The following is a 17,625-nucleotide window of genomic DNA, read 5'->3' on the forward strand; positions in this document are numbered from 1 at the left end:
GTATGGGCGGATGGGGTTGCGGCTGATCGTGGGCCAGAATTGGCGGTGTTATTCCGGTGCTAACGAGCGCCTAAGTCCTCATCACCTTCTCAACCGTAATCGGCAGATCCCGCACGCGTTTCCCGGTAGCGTGAAACACCGCATTCGCCACCGCAGCGGCCAATCCGGTAATCCCAATTTCCCCGATCCCTCTCACGCCAAACTCATTGAGCGCGAGGTCAGGGTAATCAAGAAGAATCACGTTGATATCGGGTTGATCGGCGTGAACGGGGACGAGGTATTCGGCGAAGCTGTTATTGGCTGGGAGTCCGGAGTGGGGATCGTAGTCGGTGGCTTCGAAGAGGGCCATGCCGATGCCCATGACGATGGCGCCTTCCACCTGATTTCGGGCGGTGAGCGGATTCACGATCTTGCCGACATCGATCGCGCTGACCACGCGAGAAACGCGCAGGTGAGAAATACCGGGATCGAAGCGGACTTCCACAAAATGGGCGCCGAAGCTACGGAAGGAGACTTTGCCTTCAGGGGCACCGCCGGTGGCGCCGTCGCCGATGGCGAGTCCGAGCCGAAGCTCTTTAAGCACGTCGCCGAACGGCACGTGTTTCCCGCGATAGACCAGCGCGCCGTCCGCAAACTGCACCTCTTCCGCTTTAGCCCCGGCAAATGCGCCCTTCCCTGCCACCGCATACGAAGTGAGTTGTCCAATAGCGTTGCGCGTCGCCGCAGCAACAGCGGGCATCACACTGGCCGTCGCCCATGAGCCACCGGAGAGCGGTGCTGCGGGCATTGCCGAGTCGGCGAGTTTCACATCAATCTTCGCGATGCTGACCCCAGTCAAATCCGCCACCGTCTGCGCGACCACCGTATACGTCCCGGTGCCGATATCTTGCACCGCGCAGGTCACCTCTACCGTCCCATCAGCGCGCAGCATCACGCGAGCCCTTGCAGGCGTACGCATCGCATCCCAGCTACAGGCGGCCATACCCATACCGATGACTTCATCGCCGTCCCGCATCATCCCAACACGGGCATCTCGCTTGCGCCATCCGAACGCATCCGCCCCTTGCACAATCGCTTCACGAAGATGATTACTCGACCATGGGAGATTGCTGCTTTCATCTCGCGTAGAAATATTACGCAGGCGAAATTCCAGCGGATCGAGACTGGCGGCGAGCGCCATCTCATCCACCGCCGACTCCAGTGCGAACAGCCCGGGCGCAGCGCCCGGCGCTCGCATGGACGTCGGCGCGCCTTGGTGCACCCGAGTCGTATGGTGGCTCACCAGAACATTGGCGCAGCCGTAAAGACTCTTCGACATCCCCCCGCAGTTTTCAGTGAAGTTATCGACAAACGCCTGCGTGGAAATCGACTCATGTCGTAGCGAAACAAGCTTCCCGTCAGCATCCGTCGCAAGCCGCAGCCGTTGCTCCGTTTGCGGCCGATGCCCCGTCGTCGTAAACATCTGCGCACGCGGCACGAGCAACTTCACCGGCCGTCCGACTTCGCGGGAAACAGCGGCCGCAGCAATCGAATGCGGCCAAATAAACAGCTTCGAGCCGAAGCCGGAGCCGATAAACGGCGCCTCGACAACCACACGCTCAGGATCAAGCCCGAACACGCGGGCAATCGTATTGCGGTGCACGGTAACGCCTTGCGTCGCCTCATAAAGATGAAGTCCGCCATCGCGCCACTGCGCCGTGGTGGCGTGCATTTCCATGGGGTTATGCGTTTCGACGGGCGTGCGATAAACCACATCCACGCGGCGTGCGGCGCTATCGAACGCGGCGGCGGCGTCACCGCGCTGGTGCCCTCGCCCGCCGTCTTGCGTGCCGTTGCGGGCGACGCCTTGTTCAAGACTCGTGAGCGGCGTTTCCTTCAGATAATCCACCCGCACCCGGTACGCCGCTTCACGCGCATGTTCGTACGTATCGGCGACCACCAGCGCGACAAACTGCCCGGCGTAGTAGACCTTGTCATCCTCAAACGGCAGCCGGTGCTCGTCGGTAATCGACGCCTCGAGAATCGCGTTGAATCCGCCACCGCGTTGCGGCACGCGAAAGAGCGCCGGGAAATGATCGTGATGAAAGATATCGACGACACCGGGCACGCGCCGCGCGTCGCGCACATCAATGCTGCGGATCGTGCCGCGCGCTACGGTCGAGAACACGCCGTACGCATAACAGAGCCCGGGAGGATGCCAATCTGCGGCGTAATGTGCGGCACCGGTGACCTTCTTGCGGCCATCGATGCGACGAATCGGCTGACCGATCGTGGGCGTCGTCATACCGTGCCTCCCGCCGCGAGTCGTGAGAGATTTCGGACGATGGCCTGTTCGCACAGTGCGATCTTGTAGCCGTTCTGTCCGTAGTCATGTGCGCCGTCGAGCGCCGCCGCTGCTGACCGCTGCCAGAGTGCGGGCGACGCTTGCCCGCCCCGCAGCACCTGTTCAGCTTGCAAGGCGCGCCACGGCTTCGTCGCCACCCCGCCAAGCGCCACCCGCGCGTCGCGCACCACACCCCCGTCTAGCGACAGAATCACGGCACACGACGCCAGCGCGAATTGATAGGACGCCCGGTCCCGGCGTTTCAGATAGGCACCTCGCGCGTTTGCGAGCGGCACATCGAGCGTCACATGCGTAATGATTTCGTCGTCGAGGAGTGCATGTTCGCGCCACGGCGTGTCGCCGGGCAGCCGATGAAAATCGGCGAAGGCGATATCGCGCTCGCCTGACGCGCCTTGCACGTGCACCGTCGCGCCGATAGCGGCCATGGCGACACACATGTCGGAAGGATGTGCCGCGATGCATTGCGCGCTGCCACCGAGCACCGCGTGCAGACTGCGGTGGTGGCCGCCGATGGCGGCACACCCCGAGCCCGGCTCCCGCTTGTTGCACGGCGAGACGCCGTCACGGAAATAACCACATCGCACGCGCTGCATCACATTCCCGGCCGTCGTTGCCTTGTTACGCAGCGCAGTACTCGCGCCACTCAGCAGCGCCTGTGACAGCACCGGGTAATCGCGCACGACATTCGGGTCATACGCCAGCGTTGTATTCGTCACCAGCGCACCAATGCGCAGACGTCCGTCGGGCAACCGATCGATACGGTCCATGCCGAGCCGATGAATATCGATCACGCGGGCCGGCCGCATCACATCGAGTTTGACCAGATCGAGCAACGTCGTGCCGCCCGCGAGATAGACACCCTCACCCACATACATTGCGGCGTTCTCGGGCGTGGTGTGCGCCGTCGCGTGGACGCTGATCGCCTGCGCGAGACTTTGTGGCCGGATGAATTCGAACTGTCGCATGGTGCTTAGCCTCCCATGCGCGAGCGCGCATCCTGAATGGCGGCAAGGATATTGCGATAGGCGCCGCAGCGGCAGATGTTGCCGCTCATGGCTTCGCGCACGGCCGCGTCGTCGTGACCGATGCGTTTATCGGCGAGGACCGCGACCGCGCTCATGATCTGACCGGACGTGCAGTAGCCGCATTGATAGGCGTCGTGCTCCCAGAACGCCGCTTGCACCGGGTGCAGCGTGTCGCCGCGCGCGAGACCTTCGATCGTGGTGACGGCGTCGCCTTCGTGCATCAGCGCCAGCGAGAGGCATGAATTGATCGAAATGCCGTTGACGTGCACCGTGCAGGCACCGCACTGGCCGTGATCGCAGCCCTTCTTCGTACCGGTGAGTTGAAGTTGATCGCGCAGCACATCGAGCAGGATGGCGTTCGGCGCCACATGCAGCGCGCGACGCTGGCCGTTCACCGTCAGCGTGAGGGGCTCCCCCTCGACAGGCGCCGCAGCACCGGCGTTGGCGCTCGTGTTGGCGATGGCATTCCCGTCAGTGGTTTGCGCATGGGCGTTGGGCAGCCACGCGGCGCTGGCACCGGCAAGGCTCGACGCGCCGAGCGACTTCAGAAACCGGCGGCGTCCGGCCGGATCGGCCACGGCGGCGGCAGCATGAGCGGCGGCTGTGGGCGGCGATGGCGGATGAACCGAAGCATCGGGTGAATGGGGTGAATCGGGCGACGGCGGTGACTGCGGGGGTTGATGGCCATCATGCGAGCCATGGGCGTGGCTGGAACATGACGAATGGGGGGAATGGCAAGCATGTTCCTTCATCGAGAGGCTCCCTGAGGGCAATCGTTGAGGACGGCGACCGTTCGCCGCAAATCCATTCGAGCACTATAGAGAAAGCTTGCGCGGCTTGCAGGTGTCAGGAAACTGCCATCTTGACGCCATCTGACGTTCGTTGCGGGTGTTCGCGCACGCATGCGGCAGCGGCTGCGCGCTCACCGCATGCTTCGGGATTACGGTCAGATTTTCGCGTCGCGCAGGCGGGGTGCCATGAATTCTGGTCCTATTGGCGAAGTCACGTATTTGGCGAGGATTTCGTCGATATCGGCAAGATCCTGTGCGGAGAGTTGCCAGCCGAAGGCATCGTGAACGCCGTCGAGTTGATCCGGGCGGCGCGCACCCCAGAGGGCAATCGTCGGCCCTCGATCGAGCACCCAGCGAATCGCCAGCGCGAGCACCGACTTGTCGTGACGCGCCTTCGCGAAGTCCTTGAGCGCACTCACGGCGGCCAGATACTGGCCAAACCGCGGCGCTTGAAACTTCGGGTCGGACTTGCGCAGATCGTCGCCTTCAAACGTCGTGTTCTCGTTCATGCGCCCCGAAAGCAGACCACGGCAAAGCGCACCGTAGGCCAGCACGACGAGCTTCTCGCGCTTGGCATACGGGAGCACATCGGCATCGATCGCCCGTTCGAACAGGTTATACGGCGGCTGCACGGCGGCGAGCGGCGCTGCGCGGCGGAACGTGTCCATCTGTGCGGGCGAGAAATTGCTGACACCGATAGCGCGGATCTTGCCGGCTTCACGCAGTTTTTCCAGCGTGGCGGCCGTCTCATCAAACGGGACCAGCGTATCCGGCCAATGCACCTGATAGAGGTCGATGTAATCCGTGCGAAGGCGTCGCAGCGAGTCCTCGACTTCCGTCTGAATGCGGGCGGGCGTCGAATTACGGCGAATACCGTCGTCGCCCCACGCCAGCGCGACTTTCGTGGCGATCACGGCCTTGTCGCGCAGGCCTTCGAGGGCACGGCCGACGATCGCTTCCGAGTGGCCGAAGCCATAGACCGGGGCTGTATCGATCAGGTTGATACCGCGCTCCACCGCGCTGCGAATCGTGGCGACCGAGGCGTTGTCGTCCGTCCCGCCCCACATGGCGCCGCCGATGGCCCACGTCCCCAGGCCGATGCGGCTGACCGGCGTGTCGATGCCTGCGATGTGTAGCGTTTCTGTCACGTCCTTCATTGAGCGACCTCCCGAAAACATGTAATTCTGTAGAATTTAGCTCATAAAAAATTGAGTATTATTCAACGAACGCTTAACTCGTTGTACGTGCTCGACGTTTCTGGTTTTGGATATTTGATACTTGTTGGGACCTACATGCCTGCTTTCACTCGCGGCGAGCTTGCCGATCTGAACGTTTTCGTCACCATCTGCCGCCGGCAGAGTTTTCGGGAGGCCGCCACCGAGTTGGGCGTGACCACATCGGCGTTGAGCCATGCCATGCGCAACCTTGAGGCACGTTTGGGGGTGAAGTTGCTCAACCGCACCAGCCGGTCGGTTTCACCGACGGCGGCGGGTGCGGCGTTGGCGAAAGAACTGGAGCAGGGTCTTGAGCAGATTGCGTCGGCGATCGGGGCGTTGGATCGTTATCGGGCGTCACCGGCGGGTCGATTGCGTTTGAACGTGCCGCGCGATGCGGCGCGGCTGTTACTCGACCCGATCTTGCCGCGATTTGTGGCGGCGTATCCGGACATCGAGTTGGACATCACCGTTGACGACCGCATGCTGGATATCGTGGCTGAGGGGTTCGATGCGGGGATGCGATATGGCGACACCGTGCCGGGCGACATGATTGCGACACCGTTGACGCCGTCGTTGAAGTGGATTGTGGTGGCATCGCCGGCGTACTTGGCGCGGCATGGGCGGCCGAAGTTGCCGCAGGATTTGTTGTCCCACAATTGCATTCGGATGCGGTTGGGCGACAACTCGCTGTACAAGTGGGAATTGGGGAACGGGTCGAATGCGATCGAGCTGGATGTGCCTGGGGCGTTGAGTATCAACGAGACCGATGGCGTTGTGGCGGCGGCGTTGGGTGGGTTGGGGTTGGGTTATGTGCTTGAGCAGAATGTGAGGGCGGAATTGGCGGCGGGCACATTAGAGGCGGTGTTAAGTGAATGGGCGGTGGATGGGCCGCCGTTGTCGATGTATTACCCGAGTCGCCGGCAGACGTTGCCTGGGTTGCGGCACTTGATCGACATGATTCGATCCGAGCATATGGGGCGAGCGGCTTGAGGAAGCGTGAGTGGGTGCTTTATGAAGTGAGTTAAAGAAATGCTGGGGGTGTTGATGACTTTTTCGTTAAAACCTGTTGACAGCATGTGAGGGTCTCGGCATAATCTCACTTCTTCGCAGCGAGCACGCAAAAACGAGTGAGCTGGCGATGCCCAGATGGCGGAATTGGTAGACGCACTAGTTTCAGGTACTAGCGGGTAACACCGTGGAGGTTCGAGTCCTCTTCTGGGCACCAAGACAAAAAAAGCCGGTGATCGAAAGATCACCGGCTTTTTGTTTTGGTGGTCAGAAAGCAATGTGCTAATGCACATTGCGTGGGGACTCGAAAGGCATCGCTTGCAAGCGATGCCGGGGTCGCGCGGAGTGTGACCGAGTCCTCTCGGTGCCGGTAGGCGCCGTATGGGAGGATGAGGATGCCGCTGATCGTGGGCCAGTACATCGCGGCGGCGCCATTCCCTCGTAGCCCTTCACCCTTCACCCTTCACCCTCACCCTTCACCTCACCCTCCACTCCAGTCATAAGCATTCAACAAAAAAATAGTTGTGTGGGGAGATGTGTGTGGGGAGGATGGATGTTTTGCCTGAGGTGATGGGCGAGGCACGAGAGAGAGTTGGCAGCCATGTCGCGAGATCGGGTGACGAGTGACGAAGCGGGATACGAAGCGGGATATCAAGCGTCGGATCCATCCGAGCAACCTGACCGGGTGGCGGATTGGTTATTGGCGGGGTTGGAATTAAAGAGCACGTTATTCCATGTTGGGGAATATTGCGGGGCTTTTCAGGCGTCGACGGCGGGTCACCAACGTGCGAGTTTCCATGTGGTGTTGGCGGGTGGATGTTACTTGCACGTAGGCGCAGAGAACGGCCAGCCTGCGCGATCGATACGACTGAGCAAGGGCGATGCGGTCTTCTTGCTTTCGGACCTGAGTCACTGCTTGTCGCCGGATGCGGCCCCGCCCGCAGACTTATCAGTGCGCGCGGGAAAAATGACCGCGTTACCCGCCAAGGAAGACGAGCACACCACCACCTCAACCGTCGCCTTAGCCTGCGGCTTCTTCGAATTCCGCACCGAGTTGGACGCGCTGGTGCTCGGCATGTTGCCGAACCCGATCATTGCGCGGCGCGACAGCGGCCGGCATGAGGGTCTCACGCAAGTCTTCGCGTTAATCCAAGCGGAAGCACGGCGCCCGAGCGAGACACCCTCCCCGTTGCTCGCGCGGCTCACCGACTTGCTTTTCTACTATGCGTTGCGTGAAGCCGTGCATGCCGAGGACGTTGCGCCGGGCATGTGGCGTTTGATGCGGCGCGACGCCTTTGGCCGTCTCGCCGCAGCCATCATCGAGTCGCCGGGTGAGCGATGGACCACGGACACGATGGCCGATTTCGTGCACATGTCGCGCGCCCGTTTTTGCAAGCAGTTTGCTGAGATCGGCGGTCAGCCGCCTGCGCAGTTCGTGACATTGGTGCGCATGAAAACGGCGGCAGCGCTGCTACGTTCCGGCGTGTCATTACCCGACACGGCGGAGCAGGTCGGTTATCAGTCCGAGTCTGCGTTCGCGCAGGCATTCAAGCGCGTCACAGGCATTCAGCCGGGCGCGTGGCGTCGGCAGACGAGCACCGATAGCACCACCGACGCGCGTTTGCGAGCCCCCTCCCCTGCGCCTTCCGCTGACGCAACCGTCACACATTACGCGTTACACTGACGCGCCCGCGTCGCCATGCCCGCTCATGGGAGGGCATGGCAAATTCAGCAATACCTCCGACGCGTCCAGCCAGACCAAGCGCCGCAGCAAAGCAACGTCAGACGCCGCAGTCTGCCGGATGAGACGAATCCGCAGTATTTCCAGACGCGCGCGCATTGAGTGCTTGGCCGGGCCTCTGCACAATGGAGGCTCGACTTTGAGGAGCCCGATATGAGCCGACTGCCGTTGCATACCGTTGAGACCGCCCCGGAGGCGAGCCGTCCGTTTTTGGAAAAATCGTTGGCGGCGAATGGATTCCTGCCGAACCTGGTGGCGTCGCTTGCCAATGCGCCGACGGCGCTCGAGACGTATTTGACCGTGGGCGCGATCAACGGCCGTGCGAGTCTGACGCTGGCCGAGCGCGAAGTGGTGCAGATTACGGCGGCCGGCATTCATGGCTGCGGGTTCTGCGTCGCGGGACACACGGCGGTGGCGCTCAAGAAGGCCCAACTCCCCGAAGCACTGGTCAATGAAATCCGCGATCAGCAGACGCTTTCCGATGCGAAACTCGATGCCGTTGCCGTGTTCACGCGTGCTGTCATTGCCACGCGCGGCGCGGTCTCCGATGCCGAGTTCTCGGCATTCAAGTCTGCCGGGTTTGACGATGCGGCCGCATTGGAAGTGGTGCTCGGCGTATCGTTGGCGACGTTGTGCAACTTTGCCAACAATCTCTCGCAAAACGAACTGAATCCGCAACTGGCGGCGTATCGCTGGGCGCCGAAGGGTCAGGCGGCATGAGCACGCACGCCAGCCCGTCCGCTGCTGCGGCCGGCGCAACCGCAAACACGGCAAACACGGCAAACACCGCAGACGTCCCTTTCGGCCTGAGCGAGCGCGCGCCCGCACTTGCCACATGGCTGGACGCGCATGCCGAAGTGCTGGACACCGACGCCACGCTGAGCGCCGAGGTTGTGCCACAACTGGCACAGGCCGGGTTGTTGCGCGTTGGCGTGCCCGTGGAACTGGGCGGGGCTGGCGGCACGATAGGCGACGCCATCGACAGCGTTGCGGCGGTGGCGAGTCATTCATTTGCCGCTGCGTTCGTGCTGTGGGGCCAGCGCACGTTTATCGAATATCTGTTGCAAAGCCCGAATCGCGGTTTGCGTGAGCGTTTGCTGCCGTCGCTGCTCAGTGGCGAGCTTGCCGGGGCAACGGGGTTGTCGAATGCGATGAAGTATTTATCGGCCATCGAGCCGTTGCAGATTCGCGCGACCGACCGCACCGGTACGGGTGGCACGCCTGCGTGGCACGTGACGGGTGGCTTGCCGTGGATCACCAACTTGCGCAAACAGGGCTTCGTCGCAGCGGCTGCGGCCGACCACGACGCAGGCGGCCCGCCATCGATCTTCGCGATTGCGCACGATGCAGAGGGTGTAACGCGCAGCGACGATCTCGACCTGATCGGTTTGCGCGGCACGAACACAGCGGCACTGCAAATGACGGACACGCCGCTTGACGACAACGATCGCATTACCGACGACGCCCCCGCATGGCTGGTGCGTGTGCGGCCCGCGTTTCTCGGCTTGCAGTGCGGTATGTCGCTCGGTCTTGCGCGCCGCAGTCTTGCGGCGACGAGCGACGGTGGCCCAGGTGCACGCGCCGCCGTGGCCGATGAAGTTGGCGCGCTTGCCGACCAGATCGACACGCTTGCCACGCGCCTGAAATCCGGCGTCGCGCAAGGCGAATTCGTCACCACACCGGCGAAGCTATTCGAGTTGCGCATTGCGTTGGCGGGCGTGGTTCACGATGCCGCGACGCTCGAAGTGCAAACGGGCGGTGGACGAGGCTACCTGCGTGGGCTGTCGGGCGTTGCGCGACGTCAGCGCGAGGCAGCGTTCGTGCCGATCGTGACGCCGAGCCTCGTGCAGTTGAAAAATCAATTGGCGGCGCAGCGAGCGAAGTCGGGCGAATCCGAAGCTTCTGCTGCACAACCCCGGACCGGAACGGCCTCATGAACCAACCCACGGCGACGCAACGCGCGCGTGCCGACACGCTGAGCACCCCGGCACACGAGGATGACTCGCGCGACGTCGAGCGCGCTGCCAAAGCATCGGAAAACGCATCTGCAACGCCGAGCGTGAACGCCACGCCGTTCCTCACGTTGCGCGGTGTCGGACTGGCCTACGGGCCGCGAGAGATTCTGCGGGGCGTCGACCTGAGCGTCGCACCCGGCGAACTCGTTTCCGTGCTGGGCCCGAGTGGTTCGGGCAAGTCGACGTTGTTGCGGATCGCCGCCGGGCTGCTGCCACCGAGCACCGGCACCGTCGATATCGATGGCACGCCAATGAGCGGTCCGCGCCCCGACGTTGCCCTTGCGTTTCAAGACCCTTGCCTGTTGCCGTGGCTCTCGGTCGAGCGCAACGTGGCCTTCGGCCTCACGTTCGCGCGTCAGCCCAAGCTCTCGCGCGAAACCCGTCGCGAGCGCATCGACGCGGCACTCACCGAAGTCGGGCTTGCCCATGCGCATCATCTGCATCCGCGCCAGTTGTCGGGCGGCATGGCGCAGCGTGTTGCGTTGGCACGCTGCCTCGCGCGGCAACCACGCGCGTTGCTGCTCGATGAGCCATTTGGCGCTCTCGATGAAGTCACGCGCGCCGACATGCAGCGACTGCTCGTCACCGTCGTGCGCGATACCGGCGCGGCCACCGTGCTCGTGACGCACGACATCGACGAAGCCCTGCTCGTCTCCGATCGCATCGTGCTGCTCGGCAATCAGGGCCGCACGCTGGCGCAATGGCACGTCGACATTCCCGAACCGCGTGAGACGCAGGTGGAAGCGCTGGGTGCCCTGCGCATTGAAATCCTGCAAGCGCTGCAACGCGCGATGTCACGCGACGCGACGAGTGCGGCAAACGCACCGGGCGAATCGCGTCTGTCTCGCGCCGCAAACACGCCGGACGCCTCAAACGCGACGGCGAATTCGCTGTAAATAATCGACCACACCGACCAGACCTACGGGGATCTCTTATCCATGTGCCAAATTTCCCGCCGTGAATGGCTCAAGCTTGCTTCGATGATGACGGTCGCCGGCGCTGCGCCGCTGCTGGCTTCTGCGGCTGCACGTGCCGCGGCCGAGCCCGATGCGCCGTTGCGCATCGGCTACCTGCCGATCACCGACGCCACGCCATTGCTCGTCGCGCACAACAACGGTTACTTCGAGCAGGCCGGTATCAAAGCAGAAAAGCCGACCCTGCTGCGTAGCTGGGCACAGTTGATCGAGGCATTCCTGTCGGGTCAGGTCAACGTCGTTCACCTGCTCTCGCCGATGACCGTCTGGGCCCGTTACGGCAGTCAGGCGCAGGCCAAGGTCGTGGCGTGGAACCACGTCAACGGCAGTGCGATTACCGTGACGAACGACATCAACAAGGTGAGCGACCTTGGCGGCAAGACTGTTGCCGTGCCGTTCTGGTATTCGATTCACAACGTAGTGCTGCAAGGGCTGCTTGCCGCCAACGGTTTGACGCCGGTACTAAAGAAGTCCGGCACGCCGGCGGCCAACGAAGTGAACCTGATCGTGATGGCCCCGTCGGACATGCCACCGGCGCTGGCCGCCAAGCAAATCGCGGGTTATATCGTCGCGGAACCGTTCAACGCTGCGGCCGAGAACCTCAAGGTCGGCAAAGTGTTGCGCTTTACCGGCGACGTGTGGAAGAACCATGCCTGCTGCGTGGTAACGATGCACGAACGTGATCTGAGCGCACGCCCCGAGTGGACGCAGAAGGTCGTCGACGCGATCGTGAAGGCACAGGCATGGACGCGCACGCATCCGGAAGACGCCGCCCGCCTGCTCTCGAAGGAAGGCGAGAATCGCTACACGCCGCATCCGTTCCAGGTGTTGCAGCGCGTGCTGGCCCCGTCGGCGGCGGAAGAAGGCCGTTATCTGGCGGACAAGGCGATCGTGCATGCCGACTGGCACGAGAAGCGCATCGACTTCCAGCCGTATCCGTACCCGAGTTATACCGAAGCCCTCGTGCGTCGTATGCAGAAGACGCAGGTGGAAGGCAACGCGCAATTCCTCGCCAAGCTCGATCCGGCGTTTGTCGCGCGCGATCTGGTCGACGACCGCTTCGTGAAGAAGAGCATTGCGGCGGCGGGCGGCATGAAGGCCTTTGGGTTGCCCGAAGGGTTCACGCGTCAGGAGGTCATCGTTGTCTGATCTGGCGTCCGCAAAGGCAAGCGTTGCGGGTACCGCAGGCTCAGCAACCCATGCGAGTGCAGTCTCCGCTGGCCACCGCGCTTGGCTAGGGTTGGCGGGACTGGCAGGCATTATCGCGATCTGGTGGCTGGGCATTGCGTTACTGACCACACCGGGCTCACTGGCCGCGCAGTTCTCACCCGCAGCAGCGCTGAGCGCCCTGCCCGATCTGTTTCGCGACGAGCAACTCGGCCTGCATATTCTCGCGAGCTTGCGACGCATCGGCGTCGGGCTGGCATGGGCGCTGGTGCTGGGCGTGCCGCTCGGCTTTCTGATCGGTCGCGTGCGCTGGCTCGACGCGACGCTCACGCCGTCGCTGCAATTCCTGCGCATGGTGTCGCCACTGTCGTGGATGCCGATCGCCGTGATGTCGCTCGGCGTTGGCGATCCGGCAGTGTACTTTCTGCTCGCGTTTGCAGCACTGTGGCCGCTGGTGATGAGCACCGCCGCAGGCGTTACGCAAATCGACCGGCGCTGGGTGCAGTTGGGCGAGAGTCTCGCCGCCACCCGTTGGGAGATGCTCTGGCACGTCTACGTTCCTGGCATCGCGGCGCATGTGCTGACGGGCGTGCGTCTGGCGATCGGCATTCTGTGGATCGTGCTGGTCCCGGCAGAAATGCTGGGCGTGAACGCCGGACTGGGCTACCTGATTCTCGACACCCGCGACCGGTTGGCCTATTCGGAGCTGACGGCGGTCATTCTCGTCATCGGCGTGCTCGGCTTCGGCCTCGATTGGGCTGCACGCTTCATCTATCGCCGCTTTAGCGGAACGATGACCGACGAGTGAGCGAGCGCCTCCCCGGCCTTGTTCACCACACCATCTGGTGCGCCGTGAAGGCGCGCTAAGCCCGGCGTCAACGGGCTGACGAGTCGCCGCGTCAGCCCTCCCGTCTCATCTCCCAAAAACGCGAGACGCCGAACGCTTTCATAAAGCACGCTCTTAGCATGCCTCGTACGACACCAGATCCCTTGCCCAACTCGGCATGAATCGATCCAGTGCGTTTTCGATACTCATACGAGGCATGACGGCAATGCATGATTACCTTCGCATCAGTGGGCTTATCGCGCTCGGCATGATCGCCAGCGCTGTTTCGTACGCCGGCGTAACGTTTCCAATCCAAACGCCATTGCTAACGTCGACAAGAAATTTCCGCGACATTGCCGGCGTCGCGGCCAAATACGGTGGCACGGGTCTCAGCAATGGCGTCGCCAACAATGGTGTCATGCGCACCGGCATCTTTTTTCGATCCGGCGCCCTCCCGGCCCCCTCCCTCGCTGAAGAAGCCGCGATCGGTTCCATTGGGCTCACGGAAGTGATCGATCTACGCATGCCCGCCGAAATTGCCGAGCGCACTGACAAACCTATTGCGGGGACCGTCTTTCGCAACATCGACATGTTCAGCCGAATGGATCTGGAGATTTTGACGAGACCCGCGACATCCGTGGTCGCGACGAACGCGGCATTTGTGACAACTTATGGAAAATTTGTCACCGATCCCGCGGCGCGCGACACGCTCAGAACCGTGCTGCTCGACCTTGCCTCATCCAATGGCCCCGTACTCATCCACTGCACGGTAGGCAAAGACCGGACCGGCTGGGTAATGGCAATTTTGGAAGACATTGCCGGTGTGGCACCTGCCCAGCTGATGGACGATTTTCTCGCATCAAACCAGTACTCGGCTCTTTCCATCGAGTCTCTGAAACAACTAAGACTCGCCGAGTACACCCCCTTGCTCGGCGCATCCGTTGCTCAGGAAATATCCGACGCTGAAGGCACCCTGGCGAGCGTGTCACCCGTATGGCTACAGACGTCGCTAGATACCGTGACGCGCGAATACGGCAACATGCAGAACTACCTGATTCAGGGGTTGCGCCTCACTCAGGCGGACATCTATGTGCTGCGCGCAAAGATGGTCCACTACCATTCCCTGCCGGGTCAGGCCGCGCTCAAGGGAAACGCGGCGCGCGGCGCCGAGTTGCTCGTCAAGCTGCAAGAAAGCCCACTCTCGGGACGCTACACAGCGTTCAACAACTATTTTCAATCCGCCGTCGATGGGGGCACGCTCGGTGGGGTCGCCAACCAAATCGGTGGTCAGATTCACGCGGATTCCACGGCCAATCTGCTCAGACAACCGCTGGCCGTAGAGTCGGCCATGCGTGCCTACGTCACCGCACCGGCCGCTGTCAGACAGACACCTGTTTGGGTGACGGTCTGGGCAAATACATCGCGCGCGCGCGGCGCGGCCGGCGTGGCTGGCAGCAAGCAACGCGAGTACGGCGTCCTCGCGGGGATTACACAGCCGGTAACGCCACAACTGGCCCTATACGCCGCAGCCGGGAATGAAAATCAGCGGACGGAAACTGCCGACGCCATGTCAACGCTTGACAGCTTGCAACTGGTCGCAGGAACACGCTACGCGTTCTTTCCCGGGAAAAACAGCCTGTTCGTCGACGGTAGCGTCATGGGCAGCCGGGGCAACTATCAAAGCACGCGCGGCCTGGGCAATGGTCTGGGCACGGCCACCGGTTCAAGCAGAAGCTGGTTGTACAGCACCACGGCCATGCTCGGGAAGTCGTTCGACATGCCAGGGATGACGCTCACGCCGCAAATCGGTGTGCGCTATACCCAGGGGCGTTTGGGCAGCTTCACCGAAAGCGGCAGCGAACTCGCGCTCAATATGCAGGGCCAAAAGCAGCACGTCCTCACCACGCGTGCGCGGCTCGACGTGCACTTTCACGACAGAGCGCTGGGTGCATGGACATTCCGGCCGACATTGACACTGGGACTCGAACGCACGCTTGGCCCGGCGACCGTCAGTAGTTTCGGCACGCTCCAGGGCTATGGCATCAGTCAGACGGCCGCCTACCGCGCCCGTCTGTTCGGCTTGGCTGAACTCAGTGTTCAGGCCGGGCGTGGACCGTTGACGGCAGAATGGCGCGAGACCGTCGGCGGCGGTGAACACGGGGCGATTTCGCTCGCAAGTCTCGCGTCGCTGACGTACCTATTCTAAGAAGCAATTTGCCCCCTCGCCGTCCCCGAAAGGCAAGGCCATCCCGTCAGACAAGGCGGGCCAGTCCCCCATCCGCCACGCGCGTGATCCGGATGTAGTCCACATGGGTGATGCGGCCCTTGATCCTGATTCGCGCTACCTCGTGCCCTCAGGCCGCTACAATAGCGGCCTGAATTCATGACGCCCGACGGAGAACGGATCATCGAGCTAGAACGTATTTTGCAATCGCAGGGCTTCGGCAGTCGCAAGATGTGCCGCAAGCTGGTCGCCACCGGCGCCTTCGCCATCGACGGCGTGGTGCGCGACAACCCGCGCGAATCGATCGATCCGCACGGCCTGCACTTCACACTGGACGGCGAACCGTGGGAATACCGCGAGCATGTCTACGTGCTGCTCAACAAGCCCGCCGGCTTCGAGTGCTCCACCAGCCCCACACACCATGAAGGCGTGCATTCGCTGCTGCCACTGCCGTTGGCCGTGCGTGGCGTGCAACCCGCCGGACGTCTCGATCAGGACACCACCGGCATGCTGCTGCTCTCCGACGATGGCCCGTTTCTGCACGCCATGATGTCGCCACGACGTCACGTCCCCAAGCGCTACATCGCGACCACCAAGCACCCTGTGACGGACGAGATGCTGCAAGCGTTGCGTGATGGGGTGTTGTTGCGCGACGAAACCGAGCTGTTGGCCGCCACCGACGTGATGAGCCCTTCGTCACACGAGATCGCGCTCACGATCACGCAAGGCAAATACCATCAGGTCAAGCGGATGGTCGCTGCGGCGGGCAATCGGGTGGAAGGTCTGGTCAGAACCGCCATCGGCGGTTTGCCGATGGGGACACTTGCGGAAGGGGAATGGCGCTATCTCAACCCCGACGAACTGCTGTCACTGCCGTACGAAATTCCAGCAACCGGTCAGCGGTAACGCCAACACCGCCGGATTCGGCAGAATCGGTGGAATCGGTGGAATCGGTGGAATCGGTGGAATCGAGGCGGACGACGGTGGCGATGGTAACGACGGCGACGAGGGCGGTGCCAACTAAGCCACCAACTAAGCCACCAACGAAGCCGTCAAGTCAGTCGCGCAATGAGCCGCCCGGCTTACCGCCCGCCGCGTCGCGGACCGGGGGTTCGGGCACCCGGACGCCCGGGCGCCGAATTGCCAGCCGCCCCAGTGGTCGAGGACGTGCCCGGTGTGCCCGGCTTGGCAGCCGTTGACGCCCCAGCCGACGCGCCACGCCCGCCCGCTGACGGCCGCGAGGCACCGCCGCGCGGCAGCAGCACCTTGTGGCTATCGTCCTCAAGCACGTACTGGGCACCCTTGTCCTGTCCCAGCGCCTTGACCAGATACGGCATGGTCGTTTTCAGCGTTTCATACAGCTGGAACGGCGGGTTCACGATGAACATACCGCTGCCGTGCAACCCCATGCCGCCCGGCACCGGGGAACTCACGGTCAACGTCACGTGCACCCAGTTCTTGATCGGCTGGTCCTTGATCGTCAGTCGCTTCATGCGTTCGGGCAGTTGCGCGGCCTCGCGGCGCTGCACCAGCGGATACCACACGGCGTACATACCGGTCGGGAAGCGATCGAGCCCTTCCTGCACCGCTTGCGTCGTGCGCGTGTAATCGCGCTTGTCTTCATACGACGGATCGATCAGCGTGAAGCCGCGACGCGGGGCCGGCGGCAGAATCGTCTTGAGACCCGAGAACCCATCGGCGCCGAAGATCATCGTGCGGCGAGCCACTTCACGGCCTTGTGCCTCGAAATTCTCGCGCAGGACTTCCTGCTCCGTCGGGTGGGCCTCGAACAAACGCAGGCGGTCGCGATCGCCCAGCAGTTGCAGTGCGAAATACGGCGAACCCGGGTAGTAGCGCAACTGGCCGTCGGAGTTGAACTCACGCACCAACGCCACGTAGTCCGCCAGCGCGGGCGGCAGGTCGTTACGTTCCCACAGACGGCCGATGCCGGTGTGATACTCGCCCGTCTTGTCGGCCCACTTGCCGTCAAGCGCATAGCCACCCGCGCCGGCGTGCGTGTCGATATACCAGAACGCCGTGTCTTTCTGGCGCATGTAATCGATGCATTCGACGGCGATGAAGTGTTTCAGTACGTCGGCGTGGTTGCCGGCGTGGAAGGCATGGCGGTAGCTGAACATTAGGCAGTTCCTGATTCGTCAGGCGCGATTGTAGCCGACGCGGCGCCCCAGCGCCCTCTCCGCACCTTCAGCGCCCTCAATCGCGTCGCACTAAAACCCATCGGACGCTTCGCAAACACCTCGCAAACACCTCGAAAACATCCTGCAACGCCCCG

General features: G+C 62.7%; 13 protein-coding genes, 1 tRNA gene and 1 pseudogene. 10 read left to right on the forward strand and 5 right to left on the reverse strand.

Going from position 1 to position 17,625, the window contains the following annotated elements:
• Positions 1 to 70: 70 nt before the first annotated feature.
• From CDV44_RS15820 to CDV44_RS15835, 4 genes are all read right to left on the reverse strand, one after another.
• Positions 71 to 2,284, reverse strand: coding sequence for a xanthine dehydrogenase family protein molybdopterin-binding subunit (locus tag CDV44_RS15820; RefSeq protein WP_087688881.1), 2,214 nt, complete (start codon positions 2,282 to 2,284; stop codon positions 71 to 73).
• Entirely contained in the window at positions 2,281 to 3,309 is a 1,029-nt protein-coding gene (locus CDV44_RS15825) for a xanthine dehydrogenase family protein subunit M (protein ID WP_087688882.1), read from the reverse strand. The genes CDV44_RS15820 and CDV44_RS15825 overlap by 4 nt, the downstream gene beginning before the upstream one ends.
• A 5-nt stretch (positions 3,310 to 3,314) precedes the next feature.
• Entirely contained in the window at positions 3,315 to 3,830 is a 516-nt protein-coding gene (locus tag CDV44_RS15830; protein ID WP_371328774.1) for a (2Fe-2S)-binding protein, read from the reverse strand.
• Positions 3,831 to 4,315: 485 nt separating this feature from the next.
• Positions 4,316 to 5,317: an aldo/keto reductase gene (locus CDV44_RS15835; protein WP_087688884.1), complete on the reverse strand. Its 1,002-nt coding sequence runs from the start codon at positions 5,315 to 5,317 to the stop codon at positions 4,316 to 4,318.
• A 135-nt stretch (positions 5,318 to 5,452) separates the two neighbouring features.
• Here CDV44_RS15835 and CDV44_RS15840 point away from each other — a divergent pair, with 135 nt between their 5' ends.
• From CDV44_RS15840 to CDV44_RS15885, 10 genes are all read left to right on the forward strand, one after another.
• Positions 5,453 to 6,367, forward strand: coding sequence for a LysR substrate-binding domain-containing protein (locus CDV44_RS15840; RefSeq protein WP_087688885.1), 915 nt, complete (start codon positions 5,453 to 5,455; stop codon positions 6,365 to 6,367).
• Positions 6,368 to 6,517: 150 nt separating this feature from the next.
• Positions 6,518 to 6,602 (forward strand) — tRNA-Leu (locus CDV44_RS15845).
• Between the two features lie 384 nt (positions 6,603 to 6,986).
• On the forward strand, positions 6,987 to 8,069 hold the full coding sequence (locus CDV44_RS15850) for an AraC family transcriptional regulator (protein ID WP_087688886.1): 1,083 nt from the start codon (positions 6,987 to 6,989) through the stop codon (positions 8,067 to 8,069).
• 210 nt (positions 8,070 to 8,279) lie between these two features.
• Positions 8,280 to 8,846, forward strand: coding sequence for a carboxymuconolactone decarboxylase family protein (locus tag CDV44_RS15855; protein WP_058379090.1), 567 nt, complete (start codon positions 8,280 to 8,282; stop codon positions 8,844 to 8,846).
• On the forward strand, positions 8,843 to 10,063 hold the full coding sequence (locus CDV44_RS15860) for an acyl-CoA dehydrogenase family protein (protein ID WP_087688887.1): 1,221 nt from the start codon (positions 8,843 to 8,845) through the stop codon (positions 10,061 to 10,063). The genes CDV44_RS15855 and CDV44_RS15860 overlap by 4 nt, the downstream gene beginning before the upstream one ends.
• Entirely contained in the window at positions 10,060 to 11,037 is a 978-nt protein-coding gene (locus tag CDV44_RS15865; RefSeq protein ID WP_087688888.1) for an ABC transporter ATP-binding protein, read from the forward strand. The genes CDV44_RS15860 and CDV44_RS15865 overlap by 4 nt, the downstream gene beginning before the upstream one ends.
• 42 nt (positions 11,038 to 11,079) lie before the next feature.
• Entirely contained in the window at positions 11,080 to 12,264 is a 1,185-nt protein-coding gene (locus tag CDV44_RS15870) for an ABC transporter substrate-binding protein (RefSeq protein ID WP_087688889.1), read from the forward strand.
• Positions 12,257 to 13,090 (forward strand): ABC transporter permease, encoded by an 834-nt coding sequence (locus CDV44_RS15875; protein ID WP_087688890.1) that lies wholly within the window; start codon positions 12,257 to 12,259, stop codon positions 13,088 to 13,090. Before CDV44_RS15870 ends, CDV44_RS15875 begins: the two co-directional genes overlap by 8 nt.
• Positions 13,091 to 13,334: 244 nt before the next feature.
• Positions 13,335 to 15,314 (forward strand): tyrosine-protein phosphatase, encoded by a 1,980-nt coding sequence (locus CDV44_RS15880; protein WP_170936008.1) that lies wholly within the window; start codon positions 13,335 to 13,337, stop codon positions 15,312 to 15,314.
• Positions 15,315 to 15,515: 201 nt separating this feature from the next.
• Positions 15,516 to 16,238 (forward strand): pseudouridine synthase, encoded by a 723-nt coding sequence (locus CDV44_RS15885; protein ID WP_087688919.1) that lies wholly within the window; start codon positions 15,516 to 15,518, stop codon positions 16,236 to 16,238.
• Between the two features lie 374 nt (positions 16,239 to 16,612).
• Here CDV44_RS15885 and CDV44_RS15890 read toward each other — a convergent pair.
• Positions 16,613 to 17,470, reverse strand: a pseudogene (locus CDV44_RS15890) (23S rRNA (adenine(2030)-N(6))-methyltransferase RlmJ); the annotation flags it as partial.
• Between the last annotated feature and the right edge of the window lie 155 nt (positions 17,471 to 17,625).

Origin of the sequence: Pandoraea sp. PE-S2R-1 (genome assembly GCF_002179865.1) — a bacterium.
GTDB lineage: Bacteria > Pseudomonadota > Gammaproteobacteria > Burkholderiales > Burkholderiaceae > Pandoraea.

Bases quoted from the DNA above. Each gene is read 5' to 3' on its own strand.
- CDV44_RS15820 (WP_087688881.1), bottom strand. From the start codon at position 2,284: ATGACGACGCCCACGATCGGTCAGCCGATTCGTCGCATCGATGGCCGC.
- CDV44_RS15825 (WP_087688882.1), bottom strand. From the start codon at position 3,309: ATGCGACAGTTCGAATTCATCCGGCCACAAAGTCTCGCGCAGGCGATC.
- CDV44_RS15835 (WP_087688884.1), bottom strand. From the start codon at position 5,317: ATGAAGGACGTGACAGAAACGCTACACATCGCAGGCATCGACACGCCG.
- CDV44_RS15840 (WP_087688885.1), top strand. From the start codon at position 5,453: ATGCCTGCTTTCACTCGCGGCGAGCTTGCCGATCTGAACGTTTTCGTC.
- CDV44_RS15850 (WP_087688886.1), top strand. From the start codon at position 6,987: ATGTCGCGAGATCGGGTGACGAGTGACGAAGCGGGATACGAAGCGGGA.
- CDV44_RS15855 (WP_058379090.1), top strand. From the start codon at position 8,280: ATGAGCCGACTGCCGTTGCATACCGTTGAGACCGCCCCGGAGGCGAGC.
- CDV44_RS15860 (WP_087688887.1), top strand. From the start codon at position 8,843: ATGAGCACGCACGCCAGCCCGTCCGCTGCTGCGGCCGGCGCAACCGCA.
- CDV44_RS15865 (WP_087688888.1), top strand. From the start codon at position 10,060: ATGAACCAACCCACGGCGACGCAACGCGCGCGTGCCGACACGCTGAGC.
- CDV44_RS15870 (WP_087688889.1), top strand. From the start codon at position 11,080: ATGTGCCAAATTTCCCGCCGTGAATGGCTCAAGCTTGCTTCGATGATG.
- CDV44_RS15880 (WP_170936008.1), top strand. From the start codon at position 13,335: ATGCATGATTACCTTCGCATCAGTGGGCTTATCGCGCTCGGCATGATC.